Genomic DNA, 21,696 nt, shown 5'->3' with positions numbered 1-21,696 from the left:
TAGCATTGTAGCAGTGGATTGTAGCGTCATGCTATCAACCGCCTGCCTGGCGAGAAGCTTTTTTAATGATTCCATGGGGTTAGGAAGAAATTGGCTGGGGAACCTGGATTCGAACCAAGATTAACGGAGTCAGAGTCCGTCGTTCTACCATTGAACTATTCCCCAACGGCCGCCTGAGGCGGCGTGGACGATGCGGGGAGGGCAAGCTTTGCCGGCCTGTCCTGGTGAGACAGTCTCTCTGCGTCGTGGGCGCCTTCTAGCATATTTGCGCTTTCGATCAAGAGAGAAAATCGTGACGGAATAGTGAATGTGGTTTTCGGGCTTTTGGCGGAACTTTTAGCGCGGACGTGGAGTTGTTGTCTTGGCGGAAGTGCCGCCGGATCGGGAGTTACGTCGATGGACACGTCCTTTGTCGTCATCAATCTCTCAAGCTGCATCGTGGCCGTGCTGATCCTGCTCGCGGGATTTGCCCACTGAATTCAGGTCGGTCCCGATCGCGATTGCTCCGGCCGTGGACCGGCAAGAACCGTAAAGATTTCAATCCCGGCCGAAAAAGAATTTGGCGATTTAATGACAAGCTGTTACATTCGCGCCAACATTGAACAATGAGGCGCCTGCTGCGGCCTTTGGGTCTTGCGCGGCGTGATGGATCAGAAACGTGAGTGACCCCGAATCCGGCGTAAAGCCGACCGTTCCGGGGGCGTCTGAAGCAGGGCAAAAGCAGGGATCGCAGCGATCCCGGCGTGGTAAACGGAAGCGCAGGAAGGCTGTTGCCGCTGCGTCTCCGCCTGTGAGTTCCAGCCCGGAATCCCATTCCGGCGGATCGGTGCCCCGAGATTCCAGCGAGGCCAAAAGCCCCGAGCGTAGGAAGCGGCGCCGCAAGCGATCCCGCGGCAGCGCGGACACGCGTCCTGCCGAGCAGCAGGCGCAAAACCCGGCGCAGCGCAAATCTCCGCCTCAGGCAAATCCCAAAAGCAAGCACGATCAGCATCATCGCAGGCTGCAGGCACGTTCCCTGCCGCAGAACGAGGCGCGCAAGCCGGCGGAGCCGGAGCCGCCGCGGCCGCAGCCTCCGGTCCGGGCGCCTGAGCCGGCGGCTCCGCAGGCGAACCGGCGCTATGATACGCCCGAAGGTCTTTACGCGGCGCTTGATTTGGGCACTAACAATTGCCGTCTGCTCGTGGCGCAGCCGACGCGGCCGGGCCAGTTCCGGGTCGTCGACGCCTTTTCCAGGATCGTGCGGCTGGGCGAGGGGCTTGGGGCGAGCGGCATGCTGTCGACTGATGCCATGGATCGCGCCATCGAGGCGCTGAAGGTTTGCGCCGCCAAGCTTGCTTCGAAGAATGTCCGACGCGCACGGCTGATCGCCACCGAGGCCTGTCGTTCGGCCGGCAATGGCGACGAATTCCTGTCGCGCGTCAGGGTGGAATCCGGGCTAGACCTCGAAGTCATCAATCGCGAGACCGAGGCACGCCTCGCCGTGTCCGGCTGCGCCTCGCTGATCGGCCGGGAAGCGCGTTCGGCCGTGCTGTTCGATATCGGCGGCGGCTCGTCGGAAATTGCGGTGCTGCAGATCAACGGCCAGCGCTCGCCGCGGCTCGCCAACCATATCACCCATTGGACCTCATTGCCCGTAGGCGTGGTGACGCTGTCGGAGCGGCATGGCGGCCGGCATGTGACGCCGGAGATTTTCGAAGCGATGGTCGACGAAGTGGCGGGGATGCTGGAGCGCTTCGAATCGCCTGCCGCCGATGACCTCAACGGCGATGACAGCGGTTTTCACATGATCGGCACGTCGGGAACGGTGACGACGCTGGCCGGCGTGTTTCTCAACCTGCCGCGCTATGACCGCCGGCAGGTGGATGGGCTGTGGATGAGCGCCGACGAGGTCACCGCCATGCAGGACAAACTGGTCGGGCTCGATTTCGCCGCGCGTGCCGCCAATCCTTGCATCGGGCCGGACCGCGCCGATCTGGTGCTCGCCGGCTGCGCCATTCTCGAAGCCATCCGCCGCCGCTTTCCGGCCGACCGCATGCGCGTTGCCGACCGCGGCCTGCGCGAAGGCCTGCTCACCGAAATGATGGCCGATGACGGCGTCTGGCGGCGGCAGAAGCCACGCTCGCCCTATCACAGGAGCTGACCATGACGAAGCCGCCTTCCGGCAGCCGGGGCACCGGCCGCAAGCTCACCCAGCACGTCACCAAGAAGAACCTCAAGGAAAGCTCGCGGCGCTGGCTCGAGCGGCATATCAACGACCCCTATGTGCAGCGCTCGCGCCAGGAAGGCTATCGCTCGCGTGCCGTCTACAAGCTGCTCGAGATCGACGAGAAACATCATATCCTGCGCGGTGCGCGGCGGATCATCGATCTTGGCGCGGCACCTGGCGGCTGGTCGCAGATCGCCGCCCAGGTGACGAAGTCGGACAATGACAATATCCGCGTGGCGGCGATCGATTTCCTCGAAATGGATGCGATCTCCGGCGTGCATTTCATCCAGATGGATTTTCTGGACGATGAAGCGCCGAAGCGGCTGATGGAGGCGCTCGGCGGAGCGCCGGATGTGGTGCTGTCGGACATGGCGGCGCCGACCACCGGCCACCAGCGCACCGACCATATACGCACCATGCATCTTTGCGAGGTTGCAGCGCATTTTGCCATTGAAGTTCTGCGCGAAGGCGGGCATTTTCTCGCCAAGACTTTCCAGGGCGGCGCCGAACGCGACCTGCTGACCATGCTGAAGCAGAATTTCAAGCAGGTCGTGCATGTCAAGCCGGGTGCGTCGCGGGCGGAGTCGGTCGAGATGTTCATTCTCGCCAAGGGATTCAAGGGACGCAAGGCCGATATGGCCGATCAGCAGGCCGAGGCCGGCGATCAGGGGTGATGCATGCTGCTCTATCTGACGGTTGGCACCAACAATCTGGAACGGGCGGTCGAATTCTATGATCCGGTGCTCAAGGCATTGGGTTATGAGCGGCGCGTGCTGGATGAGGACGAGGCTGGTTACGCGGCCGCGGGGGACGAACGCTGCCGTTTCTGGGTGACCTATCCCTATGACAAGCAGGAAGCGACCATCGGCAATGGTTCGATGACGGCCTTTCTCGCGCCTAGCCGCGCCGCGGTGCGGGCATTTCATTCCGCCGCCCTGCTCTATGGTGGCGAGGATGAGGGCAAGCCGGGGTTGCGGCCGTATCACAAGACTTTTTACGCCTGCTATGCCCGCGATCCGGACGGCAACAAGATTTCGGCTGTCTGCGAGGCGGCGGAATAGCTTAGGCCTTTTCCAGTTCTTCCTCGATCTTCTCGATCGCATGTCCGCCATGGCCCGAAATGGCGCTGCCGGTATTGCCCGGCAGGCGTGAGATCGGGAAGGCGGCGATGACGTTGAGCACGGCGACGCAGAGGAAGGCGATGTGGAAGGCCGAGATGGTCAGCCCTTCGCTGGTGGTGAAGGAATAGATTTCCAGGATGATGCCGGCAAAGGCGACGCCGAGTGCGCCGGAAATCTGCTGGATCACCGCATTCAGCGCCGTGGCATGGGTCGTCTGATGCTGCTCGATATCGGCAAAGCCGAGAATATTGATGCCGGTGAAGAAGAACGAGCGGACGAAGCCGGCGAAGAACAGCACCGAGATCATTACCAGATAGGGCGTATCTGCGAAGAACAGCGAATTGGCGGCCGTGCCGAAGGCCGACAGGCTTGCGGCGACCAGCAGCGTGCGGCGGAAGCCGAAGCGGGTGAAGACTTTTCGCGCCGCAAATTTGGTGAACAGCGCCCCGCCGGCGGCGATGAAGGTGATCATACCGGAATGAAAGGGCGTGAGCCCGAAGCCCAATTGCAGCATCAAGGGCAGCAGGAAGGGCACCGCGCCCATGGCGATACGGAAGATCGTGCCGGAGGTGACGCAGGTGCGGAAAGTCTGGATCTTGAACAGGTCGAGATCGAGCACCGGATGCGGATGACGGCGGGCGTGACGCACGAAGAGGAACAGGGACACTGCGCCGATCAGGACGGCAGCGACGCCGATTGCCGGCGGCAGCGCTTGCAGGCTGACGACCGAAAGCCCGAAGACAATGCCCGCCGCTCCGATTCCGGAAAGGAAAAAGCCTTTGACATCAGCGGGCGGCGGAGGCGGGCTGTTGATCTCGGGCAGGAAAATCCAGGACAGGATCACGCCGATTATGCCGATCGGCACGTTGATGAGAAAAATCCACTCCCAGCTGAAATAAGTGGTGATGAAGCCGCCGACCGGCGGGCCGACCAGCGGCCCGATGACGCCGGGAATGGTGAACATCGCCATGGCGGAGATCAGGTCGGTCTTCTTGGTCGAGCGCAACAGGATGGCGCGGCCTACGGGCGTCGTCATCGAGCCGCCCAATCCCTGGAAGAAGCGCGCCAGCACAAAAGCGATCAGGCTGTTGGACATGGCGCAGAAGATCGAGCCGGCCATGAAGACGATGATGGCGCTGATGAAGATCCGCTTGGCACCGAACTTGTCGGCCGCCCAGCCCGACAGTGGAATGAAGATGCCCAGCGACACCAGATAGGCCGTCATCGCCAGTTTCAGCGTGATCGGCCCGACATCGAGATCGCGGGCAATCGCCGGCAGCGACGTCGCAATGACCGTGGAGTCCATCTGCTCCATGAACAGAGCGATGGCAAGGATGAACGGGGCGAAGCGGTTCAAGGCGGGAATCCGGAAACGTGCGACTCGTCAAATGCGACGAAATGCGAGGGCATATTCGCGCATTAAATGTGACGAGGGCAAGACCAAGCGCCCGAAATTCGTTCGGCTGACTTACTTTTTCGTCAAATTCAGGTGAACGGACCGCTCCGCTCCCGTCGCTGTGGTTATGCCAGGCGGTAGCGCGCGATGGCGCTATGCTCCATTGATGCGGCTGTAAGCTTGTCGATATCCAGCCGATCGCGCAGCAATTGCAGGAAGCGCACTTCGGTGGGGTCGTAGCGGAGGTCGGCCGTTGCGATTTCGACGGCCAACGCATAGGCCGTATCGTGGAGTCGTGGCGGAAGGGCGTCCTTGATGGTTTCGAGCGCGATCTCCAAGCCTTCGGGGCCAGCCAGGATTTCCTGGATGTCTCGCATGGTGGGGATCAGCATTTCCTCATCAAAACCGTTGAAGACCGGCAGGGAACGCGTCAGCCAGCCAATGCGCTTGAGCTCGGCATCCGGCATCTGGCCGTCCGCGGCCGATACCATGACCATCACGTAAATCAAAGCCGCATGCACGGTGACCTTCTTCGCCATTCCCTCATCCTCATCGAATTCATCTGGCGCTCCAGTTAGAGCGGCGGCCGAGGGAAATCAAGGAGGATGCGGCCACAGGTGTCCTCTTCTCCTCTCGGGTTACCGCATATGACGCGAAGACCCTCTCTGGCCTGCCGGCCATCTCCCCCACAAGGGGGGAGAAGACTCGCGGCACTGGCTCGCCCTAATGAGGCACCAGTGGTGCGGCACTTCGGACTCTTCTCCCCGAGGGAGAAGAGGGAGATCGCCGTTGCCGCTCGCCAAACACAACACCTTTCTCATATACGATTACCGCTGTCCTACATGCCGGTGCTGAATTCGATTGCGGCATCCGGTTTCGCAGGCCATCGTCGCGGTGCGGGAATCGGTTTTCGAAAGCATCATGCAAACGACAAGGATAGCAGCCGCCCAGACCGTAGAAATCCGGAATGACGTCGACGCGGCATTGCGATGCGCAGTCGACCTCATTGCCCGCGCCGAGGCGGCCGGTGTCTCGCTTCTGTGTTTCCCGGAAGGTTTTCTGCAGGGCTATCTCACCGAGATGCAGGCGGCGCATGGGGCGGCGCTCGACCTTGCATCGCCAGCTTTTCGGGGAATTGTCGAGCGCTTGCCGAAAACCGGGCCGATGATCGTCATGGGCATGATTGAGGTCGAGGGCGGGCAATTGTTCAACACCGCCGTGGTCGTGCAGGCCGGCGTTGTCATCGGCCGATACCGGAAGGCGCATCTTCTCGGCAGCGAACGGATTTTCGTGGGCGGAACCGATAGCCCGGTTTTCGATGTCGGCGGCCTGCGCTTCGGGATCAATATCTGCAGCGATACGAATTTTCCCGCCGCCGCACGAGCGATCGCTGACCAGGGTGCATCGCTGATTGTTTGTCCGGCTAACAATATGCTGCGCCGGGATGTGGCCGAGCGTTTCAAGGACAAGCACAATACCATCCGCGGGGAACGATGCCGCGAAACCGGCCTCTGGCTGATCTCCGCCGATGTTACCGGTGAGCGCGAGGACAGTGTCGCCTGGGGACCGACGGCGGTGCTCGATCCTGCCGGCCGGGTGGTGGCGCAACTCCCGTTGGGAGAGCCGGGGCTCCTGGTTTTCGACATGCCCATCCCTGGCTGATCGGACTCGGTTCAGCCGGCCGGCGTCGCCAGTTCCTTCCTCAGCCAGTCGCGGAAATTCTTGACCATGCGGCTCGGCTCCGGCCGTACCAGCAGATGGTAGGAGCCGAGTTCGACCGGCTCGAAGCCGGGCAGTTCGGCAAGCGTGCCGGCGGCGATCTCGGTCTTGGTCATCAGCGCCGGTGCCAGAACCATGCCGAGGCCGGCGACTGCCGCATGCACGGCGGCATCGTCGGTGTCGAATTCATGGGCGATATGGACCGAATTCCTGGGCAGGCCGAGTTTCAACGCCCACATCACCCAGTCCCAGTTTTCCCGGGTGCATTTCAGCGCCGGCACCTTCGAGACATCGCGCGGGCCGCGATAGTCGGAGGCGGCGAGCAAAGCCGGCGACAGCACCGGCCGGCTGAAATCGCCGGCCAGAAGTTCGCCCTCCTTGTTGCCGGGGCCGGCGCGCTCATAGGAGATCGCCATGTCGGCCGAGGCGCCCAGCGTCGCCTTGGTGAGATGCAGCGTCTCCACCCGCACGCGCGCCGTGGGATAGCGATGCTTGAAGCCTTCGAGCGCCGGGATCAGCCAGCGCACGGCAATCGACATCGACACGCGGATGACGATCTCGTCGGCATTGCGGCGCATCGATTCGGCCGAGCGGTCGATCATGGCGATCGCAGCGGCTGCGTCCTCGTGAAAGCGGCGGCCCTCGTCCGTCAGCTCGATGGCATTGTTGCTGCGGATGAACAGGCGGATGCCGAGCTCAGTCTCCAGCTTGCGGACCTGATGACTGACGGCGCTGGCCGTGACGCCGAGTTCGGCGGCGGCGAGTGCTATGGAGCGGTGGCGCGCAACCACGGTGAAGATGCGCACGGCGTTGAGTGACAGGCGATGGTTCTGCATCGAAAAAACTCATGCAGGCTTAGAATTTCTCATTTGATTTGAACGCTAGAACATTAGCAGAAATACGCCGCAAGAGAAGGCGGATGTGATGAATAGATTCTGGACCAGAAATGCCGAGGCAATCGCCTGGGTGGCGACATCGACGGCGGTGTTTTCCTTCATCTTCGCCTCGGGCAAGTTTGCGGCCGGCACGGCGCCGGTGTTCGAGATCAATTTCCTGCGCAATGTCGGCGGCCTCATCACGCTCGCCACAGTCGTGGCGCTGAAGCGAGAAGCGCTCGCCTCCTATGCCAGCCGCCGGCCGATGGTGCATTTTCTTCGTTCCATCTTCGGCGTGTTCGGGGCCGTCGCAGTGGTGCAGGCCTCCGCGAGCATGCCGATCGTCGATGCGACCGCGATGAGCCTGCTCTATGTCGTCTTCGTCGTCATTCTGGGAATGCTGATTTTTCACGAGCGGATCGGGCGCCGCCAGGGAACGGGCATGCTGGTCTGCGCGGCAGGCGCGGTCACCATCATGTTGTCACGCGGCGCCTTCCGCAGCCTCGATGCGGCTTATGTCCTGCCGGCGCTGCTGGCCATCAGCGGTGCGGCACTCTTTTCCTTCGAGGGCATCTTGATCAAGCTGCTCTCGCAATCCGACAAGCCGATGACCGTGCTCCTGCATGTCAACATTTTCGGCCTCCTGCTGCTCGTGGTTCCTGCCTTTCTCGTCTGGCGGCCGATACCGATCACCGATATGCTGTTCTACATGCTGCTTGGACCGCTCGGTATCGGCGCGCAATATTGCACTATCCGCGGCTATCGGATGGCCGATATCTCAGTGGTCGGGCCGGTCGATTATTCCTGGCTGGTTTTTGCGGCAGTGATCGGTTTCATCTTCTTCGGAGAAATTCCGACCGCGGGTGTCATTGCCGGCGCCGTGCTGATCGCCGGCGGCGGCATCGTGCTCGCCACGGTGAGGCCGGCGCCGGAGAAACAGCCGGTGCTGGAGCTGCAGTAAGGAAAATCGTCCTACTGGCTTGCCCAGATGATGCGGGCGATCCAGTCGACATCCTGGATATCGATCGAGCGGCCCGGATGGTCGGGGTTGAGCGACAGGAGTTCGACCATTTTCGGCGTCTGGCGGACCAGCACCTTGGCCATGACCTCGCCCTCCCTGGTGCGGAGGACGACGCGGTCGTTGCGGCGAAGCTGGGCGCCGCGCTCGACGATGATGACATCGCCGTCGCGATACAGCGGCATCATGCTTTCGCCTTGCACTTCGAGCGCGTAGACGCCGGCCTTCTGGGCCGGGAATTCGACGACATCCCAGCCCTGGCCGACCGGAAAGCCGCCATCATCGAAGAAACCACCGGCGCCCGCCTGGGCGAAGCCGAGCAGCGGGATGGTGGCATTCCGCTGCGCAGAGGCGCTTTGCTGGAGCGCTGAGAGCGGGCCTTTGAGCGCGACCATGAAATCCTCGATGGTCGAACCTGTTGCTTCGAGGACCTTGTGGATCGATTCCGTCGACGGCCAGCGCTGCCGGCCATCGGCAGAACTGCGTTTGGATTTGTTGAACGAGGTTGGATCGAGCCCAGCCTTTCGCGCCAGGCCGGATGTGGTCAGGTCGTGGCGGGCCGCCAAGGCGTCGATCGCTTCCCAGATCTTGTCATGCGATAACATGGCGGAATGTCCATTCGGCGTGGTCAAGGTGCGAGAAGCGCCGATTGGACCGATCTTAGCTGGCCTCAATGGTGGAGTAAAGAAACTCAGGAATAAAATCCCATGGATTTTTTGGTTGATTTTCTTTGCTGGCAGGTTGTCGCCTGTGGCAAGACCCTCTCTGGCCTGCCGGCTAGCACCCCACCAGGATGGCAATTGCATATGACGCCAAGACCCCGCCCCAACTTTCGGGGTCGAGCCGCTGGTCTCGACCCGTCCTTCGGACCCCCACAAAGGGGAGGGGCTTAACCCAGCCGAACCCTCGGAGATCCGATTGAGGCACGGAGCACGCCGCGAATCTTCTCCCCCCTCGTGGGGGAGATGGCCGGCAGGCCAGAGAGGGTCTTTGCGTCATATGCAATTGTCCGTCTTCCGCGCCATCATTTTGCAAAGCTCCATCACCCGCCATTCCATTTCAGCATGGCTGCTGCGCGTAAAGGGGATGGGTTTTTCAAATTGTTTAAGTATATATGATTATAAGCACCCTATATGATCGTTCATGGCAGCGCCTGCCGTTGCCGCATCCGCGAGTTTTTTCCGGCGATGTCCCATCAGGTCTGCGAGGCGGCGATTGCAAAGCCGCGTGCCGCGCCCAATTTCCGGATCGTTGCGCTGATCGTGGCGACGGCTTTGTTCATGGAGCAGCTTGACGCCACCGTGCTGGCGACGGCTTTGCCGACCATGGCGCGCGATTTCGATGTCAGCGCCCCGGTGATGAGCATCGCGCTCACCTCCTATCTGCTCAGCCTCGCCGTCTTCATTCCCGCCAGCGGCCCGATCGCCGATAATTTCGGCTCGCGCACCGTGTTCCGCACCGCGATTGCGATCTTCATGGCCGGCTCGCTGTTCTGCGCCGTGGCGCCGAACCTCTTGCTGCTGGTGCTATCTCGACTGCTGCAGGGCATGGGCGGGGCGATGATGATCCCCATCGGGCGTCTCGTGCTGCTGCGCAGCGTCGCCCGCAAGGACATGGTCAGTGCGATGACATGGTTTTTGGTGCCGGCACTGGTCGGCCCGATCGTCGGGCCGCCGCTGGGTGGCTTCATCGTCACCTATCTCGACTGGCGCTGGATCTTCTACATCAACATCCCGATCGGTATTTTGGGAATGATCCTGGTCTCGACCTTCATCGAAGACTTTCGCAACCAGACGAAAGTGCCGTTCGACACGGTCGGCTTCGTGCTCTCGGGTATTGCGCTGGGTTCGCTGCTGTTCGGCTTCGAAATGGCGAGCCATCCGGGCGAGGGGATGTTTTCGATATTCCTTGTCTCGATGGGGCTGGTCTTCGGCATTGCCTATCTCCGCCATGCACGGCGGCATCCGGCGCCGATCATGGATTTCTCGCTGATGAAAGTGCCGAGTTTCGGCACCTCCGTCATTGCCGGCTCGCTGACGCGCATCACCCAGGGCGCGCAGCCCTTTCTGCTGCCGCTGCTCTTCCAGCTTGGTTTCGGCATGTCGGCGGCGAAGGCCGGGCAGATCGTGCTCGCCACCGCCGTCGGGGCCGTGCTGATGAAGGCAGTCGGTGCGAAGATCTTCCGCAAGTTCGGCTTCCGCACCAGCCTGGTCGTCAATGGCGTGGGTGCGAGCCTGGGCTATGGGCTCTGCGCTGCGTTCCGGCCGGATTGGCCGGTGGCGCTGATCTTCCTGGTTCTGGTCACCGGCGCGAGCTTCATGTCGCTGCAGTTCACCGCCTACAATACCGTTGCCTATGACGAGATCGCGCCGGAGCGCATGAGCTCGGCCACCAGCTTCTATACGACGCTGCAGCAATTGATGCTGTCGCTCGGCATTTGTGTCGGTGCGCTGGTGCTCAACAGTTCGATGACCTTCCACGGCAATGTCCATCCGAAGATCGAGGATTTTTCCCTCGCCTTCGTGGTCGTCACTACGATTTCGCTTCTGGCGACGATCTGGAATCTCCGCTTCTCGCCGACCGCCGGTGCAGAACTGAGCGGCCACAGGCGAGCGGCTGCCGCTGTGGAAGCGGCGAACGATGACCAACGGTCGAGATCTGCTGCCTGAGAGAAGACAAAGAGCCGCGTCGATCGTTCGGCGCGGCTCATCTGCAGAACTCTTATGGCAGGAACTCTGGGCGACTATGCCGCCTTCTCTTCGCGGTAAGGATCGAACCTTTCGTAAAAAGTCTCGCCCTTGGCGGCCATGTCGCGCAGCAGCGGCGTCGGTCTGAAATGCTCCCCATAGGCGTCGGCCAGCTGGTCGCACATGGTAACGAAGTTTTTCACGCCCATGCCGTCGATATAGCTGAGCGTCCCGCCGGTATAGGGCGCGAAGCCGAAGCCGAGGATGGAGCCGACATCGGCCTCGCGCGGATCGGTGACGATGCCTTCCTCGACTGTGCGGGCCGCTTCGAGCGCGATCGTTCCGAGGAGCCGGTGCTGCAGCACTTTGACGTCGATCTCTTCGGCCGTCTTCTGCGGATAAAGCTCCGTCAGGCCGGGCCAGAGCGATTTCTTCGCCGGCTTCGGTGGATAATCGTAAAAGCCCTTGGTGTTCTTGCGGCCGAGACGGCCGAGTTCGGTCACCATCTTGTCGACCAGGGCCATGTGCTCTTTCTTGACCGAGGCCTCGCCCAGATCGTGGATTTCGGCCTTCATGATCTTGTAGGAGAGGTCGATCGCCACTTCGTCGTTGAGCGATAGCGGACCCACCGGCATGCCGGCCATCTTCGCCGCGTTCTCGATCATCGCCGGCGGCACGCCTTCGATCAGCATGTCGTAGGCTTCGTTGATATAGCGGAAGACGCAGCGGTTGACATAGAAGCCGCGCGTGTCGTTGACGACAATCGGCGTCTTCTTGATCGCGGCGGCATAGTCGAGCGCCACCGCGATCGCCTTGTCTTCTGTCTTTTCGCCAAGAATGACCTCGACCAGCATCATCTTTTCGACCGGCGAGAAGAAATGCACGCCGATGAACTGGTCGGGACGCTTGGAGTTTTCCGCTAGGCCGGTGATCGGCAGGGTCGAGGTGTTGGAGGCAAAAATCGAGCTTGCCGGCAGGACCGCCTCGACCTGTTCGATCACCGCCTTCTTGACGTTGCGGTCCTCGAACACCGCCTCGATCACCAGGTCGGCGTCGGAGATCTGGCTGTAGTCGGATGTCGGCGTGATCAGCGACAGGAGCTTGTCGCCTTCTTCCTTGGTCGACCTGCCCTTGCCGACGGCATCCTTGACCAGGGTTTCGGAATGCGCCTTGCCCTTGTCGGCCGCCTCCTGGTCGCGGTCGATCAGCATGACCGGAATGCCGGCGCGGGCCGTGACATAGGCGACGGCGGCACCCATGAAGCCGGCGCCGACAATGCCGATCTTGGAGAATTTCGTCGGCGGCACGCCATGCGGACGGCGGGCGCCTTTGCCGAGTTCCTGCATCGAGACGAACAGCGAGCGGATCATCGCGCGCGCTTCGGTCGATTGCAGGATATGGATGAAATAGCGCAGTTCGACCTTGAGCGCCGTATCGAAGGGCAATTGCAGGCCTTCGTAGACGGCTTTCAGGATCGCATGCGCGCCCGGATAATTCATATAGGTCTCGCGGCGCAGGATGGCGTTTGCCGCCGAGAACAGCTGCACGCCCTGCGGCGACCAGATCGCTCCGCCGGGGGCCTTAAAACCCTTCTTGTCCCAGGGGGCGACCGGATCGAGGCCGTTCCTGATCAGGGCCTTGGCCGTCTCGATCAGCTTGTCCGGATCGACCACGTCGTTGAGCAGGCCGAGCGCCTTGGCACGCGACGGCGTCAGGTCCTGGCCGGTGGTCATGATCTGCAACGCGTCCTGGGTGTTGATCAGCCGCGGCAGGCGCTGGGTGCCGCCGGCGCCCGGCAGGATGCCGACCTTGACTTCCGGCAGGCCGATCTTGACCGACTTGGCATTGGAGGCGACGCGGCCATGGCAGGCCAGCGACAATTCCGTGGCGCCGCCCATGCAGGTGCCGTTGATGGCGGACACCCAGGGTTTTCCCGAGGTTTCGAGCTTACGGAACATCCGGCCCATGCGGCCGGCGCCCTCGAACAGCAATCCGGCCAGCTTGTCGGGGTTTTCGACGCGCTCGCGGTCGATCAGGGCGAAGAACCATTTTTGCATGGTGAGATCGGCGCCGCCGGAAAAGCTCGATTTGCCGGAGGTGAAGACCACGCCCTTGACGGCAGCATCCGCCGTCATGTCGTCGATCAAATGATCGAATTCGTCCATCACCTCCATGGTGAAGACGTTCATCGACTTGTCCTTCATATCCCAGGTGACAAGGGCAATGCCGTCCGCGTCGGTGTCGACAGTGAAATTGGTATAGGCCATGTCGATCTCCTCAGACGCGTTCGATGATAGTGGCGGTGCCCATGCCGGCGCCGATGCAGAGCGTCACCAGCGCGGTGGAAAGGCCGCGCCGCTCCAGTTCGTCGAGCACCGTGCCGAGGATCATGGCCCCGGTGGCGCCGAGCGGATGGCCCATAGCGATGGCGCCGCCGTTGACGTTGATCTTGTCATGCGGGATGTCGAAGGCCTGCATATAGCGCAGCACGACGGCGGCGAAGGCTTCGTTGAGTTCGAAGAGATCGATGTCGGTGATTTGCATGCCGGAGCGCTTCAAGAGCTTTTCGGTGACGTCGACCGGACCGGTCAGCATCAAAGCCGGGTCGGAGCCGATGCTGGCAATCGTCTTGATGCGGGCGCGCGGCTTCAGCCCCATGCTCTCGCCGCCGGCTTTCGAGCCGACCAGCACGGCGGCCGCGCCGTCGACGATGCCGGAGGAATTGCCGGCGTGATGGACATAATTGATCTTCTCGACTTCCGGATGGGCCTGGATTGCCACGGCGTCGAAACCGCCCATCTCGCCCATCATGACGAAGGAGGGCTGCAGCGCGGCCAGCGCCTGCATGTCCGTCGTCGGCCTCATATGCTCGTCACGGTCAAGGATGGTGAGGCCGTTGATGTCCTTGATCGTCATCACCGAATTCTTGAAGTAACCACCTTCCCAGGCCTTGGCAGCGCGCTTCTGGCTCTCGACGGCATAGGCGTCGACATCATCGCGGGAAAAGCCATATTTGGTTGCGATCAGGTCGGCGGAGACGCCCTGCGGCATGAAATAAGCCGGCACTGCCACGGAGGGATCGACCGGCCAGGCGCCGCCGGACATGCCGATGCCGACGCGGCTCATCGATTCGACGCCGCCGGCAATGATGATGTCGTCGGCGCCCTGCGCCACCTTGGCGGCGGCGAGGTTGACGGCGTCGAGGCCGGAGGCGCAGAAACGCGAAATCTGCATGCCCGGCGCGCGCGTGTCATAGCCGGCCTCGAAGGCGGCGGCGCGCGGGATCACCGAGCCTGCTTCCATCACCGGATCGACGCAGCCGAAGATGATGTCGTCGACGGTGCTCGTGTTCAACCCGTTGCGATCGCGGATGGCTTCGAGCACACGCGCCGCCAGCCTGACGGACGGCACTTCGTGCAGCGACCCGTCCTTCTTGCCGCGGCCCCTCGGGGTGCGGACATGGTCGTAGATATAGGCTTCGGTCATGGTGCTTCTTCCCTATTCCAATTTCTCGGGCGCCTCCGCTCATTCGAAGAGCGACGACAGCCTCGCCTGAACTTCTTCAACGATAAAGCTTGGGACTTTCTCGATAAATCGGCCTTTCCTGGCTTGTATGTCGATTGTCCTTATTTGATGACAGAGCACGACGCCTGTCGCGCGCGTGCCGGCTCCAGACAACGATACCGCCCAGCCTTTCGCTCTCGCGAACTCGCCGCCGGACGAAATCGGCGCGATCAGCGGCGTTCCCAACTGATTGAAAGCACGTGGTGAAACGATCAGAACATATCGTGCTTTGGACTGTTCGCGACCAATCGTGGGATCGAGGTCGACATGCCAGATTTCGCCGACGTCCATCAGATGATCTCGCGGCCGACGGGTTTCGATTCAAGCCATTCACGCTCTTCTTCCGTCCACKGCGCATCGAGATCGCATTGGGCCATGAGCTCATCCAGCGTATATCTCGGCCGCTTTCTCGGAACAGCGACCAGTTTCCCGTCTTCCACCGTCAGGTCGAGCTTGGCGTTAGCGGCGATGCCGAGACTGTCGAGAAGCGGCTTAGGAATCGCCATCATCACGGAGCCGCCGACCGTTCTGAGGGTTGATGTAGAAGCCATCGGAATCTCCTTACAAAGTTATACCAATATATAACTTAGGTGATGCATCCGCAAACTAAAACGCTTCAGCCGCCAGCGCCATCACATTGTCCGCGCCGCTCTCGATCCGAGCCTTGCGCAGCGCCGTCTCCGGCATCAGGCGGTCCATGTAGAATTTCGCGGTCACCAGCTTGTTGTTGAGGAAATCCGCGCGGCTGTCGCCGGCGTCGAGCTTCTCATAAGCCGTCTTGGCGCTGCGGCCCCACATATAGCCGAGCACGACCAGGCCGAAGAGATGCATGTAGTCGGTGGCGCCGGCGCCGGCATTGTCGGGCTTGGCCATGGCGTTCTGCATGAACCACATGGTCGCGGCTTGGGCGTCGTTGAGGCCCTTCTTGATCGCCTTGGTGAAGGGCGAAAGCCGTTCGTCGCTGCGGTTTTCCTCGCAGAAATCGCCGATCTCCTTGAACGCGGCCATCACGGCCCGGCCACCATTGGCGGCCAGCTTGCGGCCGACGAGGTCCATGGCCTGCACGCCGTTGGCGCCTTCGTAGATCATGGCGATGCGGGCGTCGCGGACATACTGGCTCATGCCGTTTTCCTCGATATAGCCATGGCCGCCGAACAGCTGTTGCGCCTGCACGGCGTTGTCGAAGCCGCGATCGGTCATCACGCCCTTGAGGATCGGCGTCATGATCGACAGGATGTCGTCCGCCTTCTGCCGCTCGGCGGCATCCGGCGAACGGTGGGCGATGTCGGATTGCAGGGCGGTATAGAGCAAGAAGGTGCGACCGGCCTCGTTGATCGAGCGGATCTGCATCAGCGCGCGGCGCACGTCCGGATGGACGATGATCGGATCGGCCTTCTTGTCCGGCACCTTGGGGCCGGTCAGCGAGCGGCCCTGGATGCGCTCGCGGGCATAATGGGCGGCACTCTGATAGGCGGCTTCGGAGACGGCGAGGCCCTGCAGGCCGACGCCGAGACGGGCTTCGTTCATCATTACGAACATGGCCGCAAGGCCGCGATTCTCTTCGCCGATCAGATAGCCCACCGCGTCGTCATGGTTGATGACGCAGGTGGCATTGCCGTGGATGCCCATCTTCTTTTCGATGGCACCGCAGGACACGCCATTGCGCTTGCCCGGCTTGCCATCGGTATCAAGGATGAATTTCGGCACGATGAACAGCGAAATGCCCTTGGTACCCTCCGGTGCGCCCTCGATACGGGCCAGCACCAGGTGGATGATATTGTCGGTCATGTCATGCTCGCCGGCCGAGATGAAGATTTTCTGGCCGGTGATCTTGTAGGTGCCGTCGCCCTGCGGCACCGCCTTGGTGCGCAGCAAGCCGAGATCGGTGCCGCAATGCGGCTCCGTCAGGTTCATGGTGCCCGACCATTTGCCGGAAACCATGTTCGGCAGATAGGCAGCCTTCTGCGCATCCGAACCATGGACGAGGATGGCGGCAATGGCGCCGTTGGTCAGGCCGGGATACATCATCAGCGCCATATTGGCCGAGGACATATATTCGCCGACGGCACTGTGCAGCGTGTAGGGCAGGCCCTGGCCGCCGAAGGCCTCGGGCACGGAGAGACCCGACCAGCCGCCTTCGCAGTATTGGTCATAGCCCTGCTTGAAGCCCTTGGGCGGCGTCACCGAGCCGTCATCGTTACGGATGCAGCCCTCGACGTCGCCGACGCGGTTGAGCGGAAACAGCACTTCCTCAGAGAGCTTCGCCGCTTCGCCGGCAATGGCTTCGATCATATCGGGCGTGGCATCGGCGAAACCGGGGAGATTGTGGTATTTCTCGATGCCGAGGACATCGTTCAGCACGAACAGCGTGTCTTCGACGGGCGCTTTGTAAACCGGCATGCAATCTCTCCTCACCCAAGCCATTTTCGAACAAGGACACTAATACAAAATATTGACGTTTGCGTAAACGTCAGAATGCAGATTGCGGCGATTTGTTCGCTCTTCGGGTTCTTGAAGGGATGATCAAAAGTTTAAAATATTTTAATCGATTTTAATTTCGCAAGTGCGAAATCCTTCTTGCGGAGCATCAATTCTGTGGCATGATCCCTCGACGCCGCTCCCGGCAACCGTCGCCAACCGTCGGAGAAGCCTATGACTTTGAGCTTTCCCCTCACCAATGGTAGAGACGTCGATCTGCTCCTGAAGCACCTTGCGGCGCACAATCTCTCCTGTCCCGGAAACTGCACCCTTGCGGTAAAGATGAATATCGTCGTCGTCATCTCGCAATATGCCTATGCGCTGGCGACGGCAAAAACCGCCTGGTGATCAGTTTCCCTATAGTGACGAAATGATATCGCCGCCGGCCTGCTGCCGAACGGCCGTGACCGCGTCCGGATTTGGCAATCGCGGCTTCCCAGCCCGCACATTACTCAAAAATCACCTATTTTTAACGGCCTTCCGCTTACATTAACGGCTTGTTTACCATGATTTCTTAAAGCTCGTTAATGAAACGCGGTGCGGTGTACGATTTGCGCGCTTCCGGTGGTTTTAGCCARCTCGACAGCCCGGCGAAAGTCCGGCCTGTTACAACGAGGTGACGCATTCTATCCGGAGCACGCTGAAACGACAGCCATCCGAAAGGAATGGGCCGGATCAACCACATCCGGCGGTGGGATCGAGCGGGCTGGTGACATGAACGGATCACGATCAAATACCTCGGGTTACGGCGGCAAGTCCTCTCTGGACCAGCTCAACCGGACCATAGAGGGGCTTGAGGCGCGCATTCAGGGCCTGGTGAGCGAGCGCAAGGCGCCGACCCGCCCCTATCCTTCCGCGGGCAATCCCGTCGATGAAATCCTTGAGCGGCAGAGGGCGCTGAGCGCCCGAGACCGTGTCTCCGCCGCGATAGAGCGCAATCCCCGGCAAGAGCCAGAGCTTCGCCAACGGGAGGAAAGTCGCCCGCAGCGGGCCTGGTCCGAGCCGGAACGCGCAGCACAGCCCACCCAATCGGCAGCGCTTGACGATATTGCCGGCGCATTGGCCGCACTTCGCGTTGAACTGAAGCAAGGCCTCAACACCGATCGCCTGGCTTACGATCTCGGCGAAATCCGCAACGACATGCGCAGTCTCAAGAGTGTCGCGGCCAGTTCGCATGGCGGCGATGAAGTGATCCGCAATGAGCTGATACGGCTGGGCGACAGCATCGACCGGCTCGGCGACACCCGTCACGTCCAGACCAGCGACGATCTGCGGGCCGATCTCGACGACCTGCGCCACATGGTGTCCGGACTTGCCCGCGAGGACAGCCTGCGCCACTTCGAGGGACGCTGGGATCGCACGGAAGCGTCGATCGCCGCGATCGATCCGGAACCGCTGAAACAGGAACTTGTCAATCTTGCCTGGCGGGTCGACGAGATGAAAACCGGCCTCGGCAACGCCAATGCCGGTCCGGCAGTGCGTGCACTCGAGGACAAGCTGATTGCGCTGGCAAGTTCCGTCGAGGCGCTCGGCCGCAGCGTCGAAGCCCGCACGGATATGTCGGAACAGTTCGGCTGGCTTGATGGCCGGCTCGACGAGATCAGCCGCGCCATTGCCGCCAGCACCAGCCAGAGCGCCGCCAGCACCGATAGCGCCGCCTTCCAGCGGCTTGAGAACCGCATCGGCGAACTGACCGCGCATATCGACTTGCTGCAGGCGCCGGATCACGAAAGCGAGATCGTCGGGCAGATCGAAGCTTTGACCGCCCGGATCGACGAACTCGCCAACGAGGATGCGGCGCAAAAGCTCGAAGATCGGATCGGCCAGCTTTCCAAGCTGATCGAGCGCAATTTCCGCGAGGCGCCGCAGGCCCCTGAAGTTTCCACCCATCTCGCCGACATTTCGCGCAAGATCGATGGTCTCAATGCACCCGGCGAAGCCTTGATGGAGCGGCTGGAACTGCTGACCCGCAAGCTCGACGAACTTGAACATCCGGCGGCGGCTGTCGTTTCGGCACCGGCTTTCGACCATGCGGACATGTCCCGACTGGAGAGCCGCCTGAGTGAAATCGCCTTTCGTCTCGACGAGAGTGTCGCAGCGCCTGCCGCCGACACGACTGCGATCCGCAATCTCGAAACCCAGATTGCGTCGCTGTCCGCCCTGCTGAGCACGCCCGGCGCTGCCCCGGTCGTCGCGGCAGGCGATCCCTTCGCCGAACGGATGACGGCGATCGAAGACTATCTCGCTTCCAGCGATGAATTCATCGTCGAGGCCGCACGCCAGGCTGCCGAGGCGGTGGTCGAGGCCTATTCGCGCAGCAGTGTCACGCCGCATGCCGCGATCCCCGCCGATATCTCGGCGCTTGCCGGGCTGGCCGAGGATCTGCGCGCACTCGAGGCGCATACGCGATCGAGCGAAGAGCGGACGGCCGAAACCTTCTCGGCACTGCACCAGACACTGGTGCAGATTGCCAATCGCCTGGACGATCTGGGCGAGCATGGTGTCGCCGCTCCGGCACCGGCCGCGGTTCGCATGGAGCGCGAGGTTCCGCGCGACATCGAACCCGTTGCTGCTGCCGCCAGAATGCCGAAGGCGACGCAGCCGGAATTCGACGAAATTGCCGCGGCCATCGAGGAGCCGCCGGTCCGCTCGGCGCCGAAGAATTCCAAGGTGGATGTCCTGCAGGACGTCGACATGCTGCTCGATGCCGCCGATGCGGACATTTCCGCCGATGCCGCAGCCCAGCCGACCCTTGGCTCGGCAAAGGAAAAGCCTGCTTCCAAGAGCCTGATCGCCGGCCTGGCGGCCAAGCTGATGCCGGGCAAGAAGGAAAAGACCGAGGCGCGCGTCGCTATCGAACCGGCGCCGGCGCTCGACGCAGGCGAGATGATGGTGGCGTCGGAAAGCGAAAGCCTGCTGATGGAGCCCGGCTCCGGCGTGCCGGATGTCAAGAAAATCATGGAGCGCGTGCGTGCCGGGCAGAAGGCCGGCAATGGCGTCAGCAAGGCCGCTCCGGCCGGCCAGGCCGACGTGATCGCCGCCGCCCGTCGTGCCGCTCAGGCGGCTGCGCAGGAGACGGCCGGAAAGAAGTTCACTCAGCCTGCCGCCAAGGGCAAGGATAAAGACAAGTCCGCCAAGCCCGACAAGGAATCGAAGTCGATCTTCGGTGCCGCCGGCGAGAGCCGCCGTCCGATCCTGCTTGCCGCGGCTGCCGTGCTGCTCGTCGTCATGTCCTATCCGCTGGTCTCCAACCTGATCGGCCGGCATCATGCCGCCCCTCCGCCGGTCGCCCAGACCCGCAGCTTGGACATCAAGGCGGATCAGAACGTCAACGCCGACGTCAATGCGGACAAGTCCGCGCCGGTCAAGCCGGATGCGAAGCCCGCTGCGAAGAAGGCGGATATGGGCAAGGAGCGGCTGCTTGCGCCAGCCGACAATGCCGACAACGCGACGTCGCTGCAAAAAACCGACGACATGGCGCCGGCGGAAAAAATCACCATTCCGGCCGCCGATCTCAGCAAGCCGGCCGATGCCGATCCGGCGCTGGCGACCGACAAGGCCAAGCCAGGCGACAACGCCGCGGCCCAGCCGATGATCAAGGACAAGGTCGCGACGGCCGAAACGCAGACGGACACCAAGACCATTCCGGCCGCGACGCCGGAGCTGCCCGCCGGCCTGCAGCCCGCTTCGCTGGTCGAGGCGGTCAAGAAAGCCGATGCGCTCGCCTATTTCGAAATGGGTTCTCGCTATACCGATGGCCGCGGGGGCATGAAGATCGACCTTGCTGCGGCCTCCAAATGGTATCAGCTCGCCGCAGACAAGGGCATTGCGCCCGCTGAATACCGCCTTGCCAGCTTCTACGAGAAGGGCACGGGCGTGGCGCGCGATCTCGACAAGGCGCGGACGCTCTATCTATCGGCCGCGGAAAAAGGCAATGCCAGCGCCATGCACAATCTCGCGGTGCTTTATGCCACGGGCGCCGCCGGCAATCCGGATTTCACGCAAGCCGCCCACTGGTTCGAGGCTGCGGCCGATTTCAATGTCCGCGACAGCCAGTTCAATCTCGCCATCCTTTATGCGCGCGGCAGCGGCGTCAAGCAGGACCTGACCGAGAGCTACAAGTGGTTCGGCATTGCCGCCCGGCAGGGCGACCAGGATGCGGCGCAGAAGCGAGACGAAGTGGCCAATGCGATGAGCGCCGAGCAGCTCAAGACCGCCAAGGCCAAGCTCGACCTCTGGAAGCCGAAGGAGATGAACGACAGCGCCAACAATCCGATGGTGCCGGACGAATGGGCCACAAAGGGCAATACCACGGCGACGATCGACATGAAGCGGGCGATCCGCAACATCCAGGCGATCCTCAACAATAACGGCTTCGACGCCGGCAAGCCGGACGGCGAACTGGGCAAGAAGACGGTGGTGGCGATCAAGGCGTTCCAGAAATCCGTCGGCCTGGAGCCCAACGGCCAGATCGACGATGCGCTGGTCAAGGAACTGCTGAAGCGCAACAAGAAAGCCGCCTGAGAAAGCCGCGACTTACGCTCTTGGGTTTCCAAATTGCGGATAGTCTGTCCGCGTTTGCGAAGTATTTTTTACTGCGCCTTCAGCCTTTGAACTTGCTTTTTCATCCCG

17 protein-coding genes and 1 tRNA gene are annotated in these 21,696 nt (G+C 61.9%); 8 read left to right on the top strand and 10 right to left on the bottom strand.

Features of this window, described 5'->3' with window-relative positions; all coding sequences use genetic code 11:
* Positions 1-91: 91 nt before the first annotated feature.
* Positions 92-165, bottom strand: a tRNA-Gln gene (locus AC1DYF_RS16015).
* Positions 166-658: 493 nt separating this feature from the next.
* Between AC1DYF_RS16015 and AC1DYF_RS16010 the strand changes: the two genes are divergently transcribed.
* The 3 genes from AC1DYF_RS16010 to AC1DYF_RS16000 are packed head-to-tail and all read left to right on the top strand — an operon-like array spanning position 659 to position 3,267.
* Positions 659-2,140: a Ppx/GppA phosphatase family protein gene (locus AC1DYF_RS16010; RefSeq protein WP_477877728.1), complete on the top strand. Its 1,482-nt coding sequence runs from the start codon at positions 659-661 to the stop codon at positions 2,138-2,140.
* 2 nt (positions 2,141-2,142) lie between these two features.
* Complete coding sequence (locus tag AC1DYF_RS16005; protein WP_477877727.1) at positions 2,143-2,880, top strand: RlmE family RNA methyltransferase; 738 nt, start codon at positions 2,143-2,145, stop codon at positions 2,878-2,880.
* A gap of 3 nt (positions 2,881-2,883) precedes the next feature.
* Positions 2,884-3,267, top strand: a complete 384-nt coding sequence (locus AC1DYF_RS16000; protein ID WP_477877726.1) for a VOC family protein — start codon at positions 2,884-2,886, stop codon at positions 3,265-3,267.
* Position 3,268: 1 nt separating this feature from the next.
* Here the strand turns inward: AC1DYF_RS16000 and AC1DYF_RS15995 are convergent, their stop codons facing one another.
* A complete protein-coding gene (locus AC1DYF_RS15995; RefSeq protein ID WP_477877725.1) occupies positions 3,269-4,684 on the bottom strand; it encodes a DHA2 family efflux MFS transporter permease subunit in 1,416 nt (471 codons plus the stop codon).
* Between the two features lie 164 nt (positions 4,685-4,848).
* Complete coding sequence (locus AC1DYF_RS15990) at positions 4,849-5,262, bottom strand: tellurite resistance TerB family protein (protein ID WP_477877724.1); 414 nt, start codon at positions 5,260-5,262, stop codon at positions 4,849-4,851.
* A 382-nt stretch (positions 5,263-5,644) separates the two neighbouring features.
* On the opposite strand from AC1DYF_RS15990, the gene AC1DYF_RS15985 reads away from it, so the two are divergent.
* Complete coding sequence (locus tag AC1DYF_RS15985) at positions 5,645-6,385, top strand: carbon-nitrogen hydrolase family protein (RefSeq protein WP_477877723.1); 741 nt, start codon at positions 5,645-5,647, stop codon at positions 6,383-6,385.
* A gap of 11 nt (positions 6,386-6,396) precedes the next feature.
* Here AC1DYF_RS15985 and AC1DYF_RS15980 read toward each other — a convergent pair whose 3' ends face one another.
* The gene (locus AC1DYF_RS15980) at positions 6,397-7,278 is read right to left on the bottom strand and encodes a LysR substrate-binding domain-containing protein (RefSeq protein ID WP_477877722.1); all 882 of its coding nucleotides are present in this window, start codon (positions 7,276-7,278) and stop codon (positions 6,397-6,399) included.
* Positions 7,279-7,366: 88 nt separating this feature from the next.
* On the opposite strand from AC1DYF_RS15980, the gene AC1DYF_RS15975 reads away from it, so the two are divergent.
* Positions 7,367-8,278, top strand: coding sequence for a DMT family transporter (locus AC1DYF_RS15975; protein WP_477877721.1), 912 nt, complete (start codon positions 7,367-7,369; stop codon positions 8,276-8,278).
* Between the two features lie 11 nt (positions 8,279-8,289).
* Here AC1DYF_RS15975 and AC1DYF_RS15970 read toward each other — a convergent pair whose 3' ends face one another.
* Positions 8,290-8,940 (bottom strand): S24 family peptidase, encoded by a 651-nt coding sequence (locus AC1DYF_RS15970; protein ID WP_477877720.1) that lies wholly within the window; start codon positions 8,938-8,940, stop codon positions 8,290-8,292.
* A 582-nt stretch (positions 8,941-9,522) separates the two neighbouring features.
* Here AC1DYF_RS15970 and AC1DYF_RS15965 point away from each other — a divergent pair.
* The gene (locus AC1DYF_RS15965) at positions 9,523-11,004 is read left to right on the top strand and encodes a DHA2 family efflux MFS transporter permease subunit (protein WP_477877719.1); all 1,482 of its coding nucleotides are present in this window, start codon (positions 9,523-9,525) and stop codon (positions 11,002-11,004) included.
* A gap of 74 nt (positions 11,005-11,078) precedes the next feature.
* Here AC1DYF_RS15965 and AC1DYF_RS15960 read toward each other — a convergent pair whose 3' ends face one another.
* The 5 genes from AC1DYF_RS15960 to AC1DYF_RS15940 are packed head-to-tail and all read right to left on the bottom strand — an operon-like array spanning position 11,079 to position 16,986.
* Positions 11,079-13,289, bottom strand: a complete 2,211-nt coding sequence (locus tag AC1DYF_RS15960) for a 3-hydroxyacyl-CoA dehydrogenase NAD-binding domain-containing protein (RefSeq protein WP_477877718.1) — start codon at positions 13,287-13,289, stop codon at positions 11,079-11,081.
* Positions 13,290-13,299: 10 nt separating this feature from the next.
* Positions 13,300-14,508, bottom strand: coding sequence for an acetyl-CoA C-acetyltransferase (locus AC1DYF_RS15955; protein ID WP_477877717.1), 1,209 nt, complete (start codon positions 14,506-14,508; stop codon positions 13,300-13,302).
* Between the two features lie 39 nt (positions 14,509-14,547).
* Positions 14,548-14,877, bottom strand: a complete 330-nt coding sequence (locus tag AC1DYF_RS15950) for a type II toxin-antitoxin system PemK/MazF family toxin (protein WP_477877716.1) — start codon at positions 14,875-14,877, stop codon at positions 14,548-14,550.
* Entirely contained in the window at positions 14,877-15,137 is a 261-nt protein-coding gene (locus AC1DYF_RS15945; protein WP_477877715.1) for an AbrB/MazE/SpoVT family DNA-binding domain-containing protein, read from the bottom strand. Before AC1DYF_RS15945 ends, AC1DYF_RS15950 begins: the two co-directional genes overlap by 1 nt.
* A gap of 55 nt (positions 15,138-15,192) precedes the next feature.
* On the bottom strand, positions 15,193-16,986 hold the full coding sequence (locus tag AC1DYF_RS15940; RefSeq protein WP_477877714.1) for an acyl-CoA dehydrogenase C-terminal domain-containing protein: 1,794 nt from the start codon (positions 16,984-16,986) through the stop codon (positions 15,193-15,195).
* Between the two features lie 252 nt (positions 16,987-17,238).
* Between AC1DYF_RS15940 and AC1DYF_RS15935 the strand changes: the two genes are divergently transcribed.
* Both AC1DYF_RS15935 and AC1DYF_RS15930 read left to right on the top strand, forming a co-directional pair.
* Positions 17,239-17,412, top strand: coding sequence for a hypothetical protein (locus AC1DYF_RS15935; RefSeq protein WP_477877713.1), 174 nt, complete (start codon positions 17,239-17,241; stop codon positions 17,410-17,412).
* 366 nt (positions 17,413-17,778) lie between these two features.
* A complete protein-coding gene (locus AC1DYF_RS15930) occupies positions 17,779-21,588 on the top strand; it encodes a peptidoglycan-binding protein (protein ID WP_477877712.1) in 3,810 nt (1,269 codons plus the stop codon).
* Positions 21,589-21,696 lie beyond the last annotated feature (108 nt).

The sequence above is a fragment of the Rhizobium sp. P2_G9 genome (assembly GCF_056403475.1).
The sequence above is the reverse complement of the archived record's forward strand: the minus strand, read 5'-3'. Positions and strand labels throughout refer to the sequence as shown.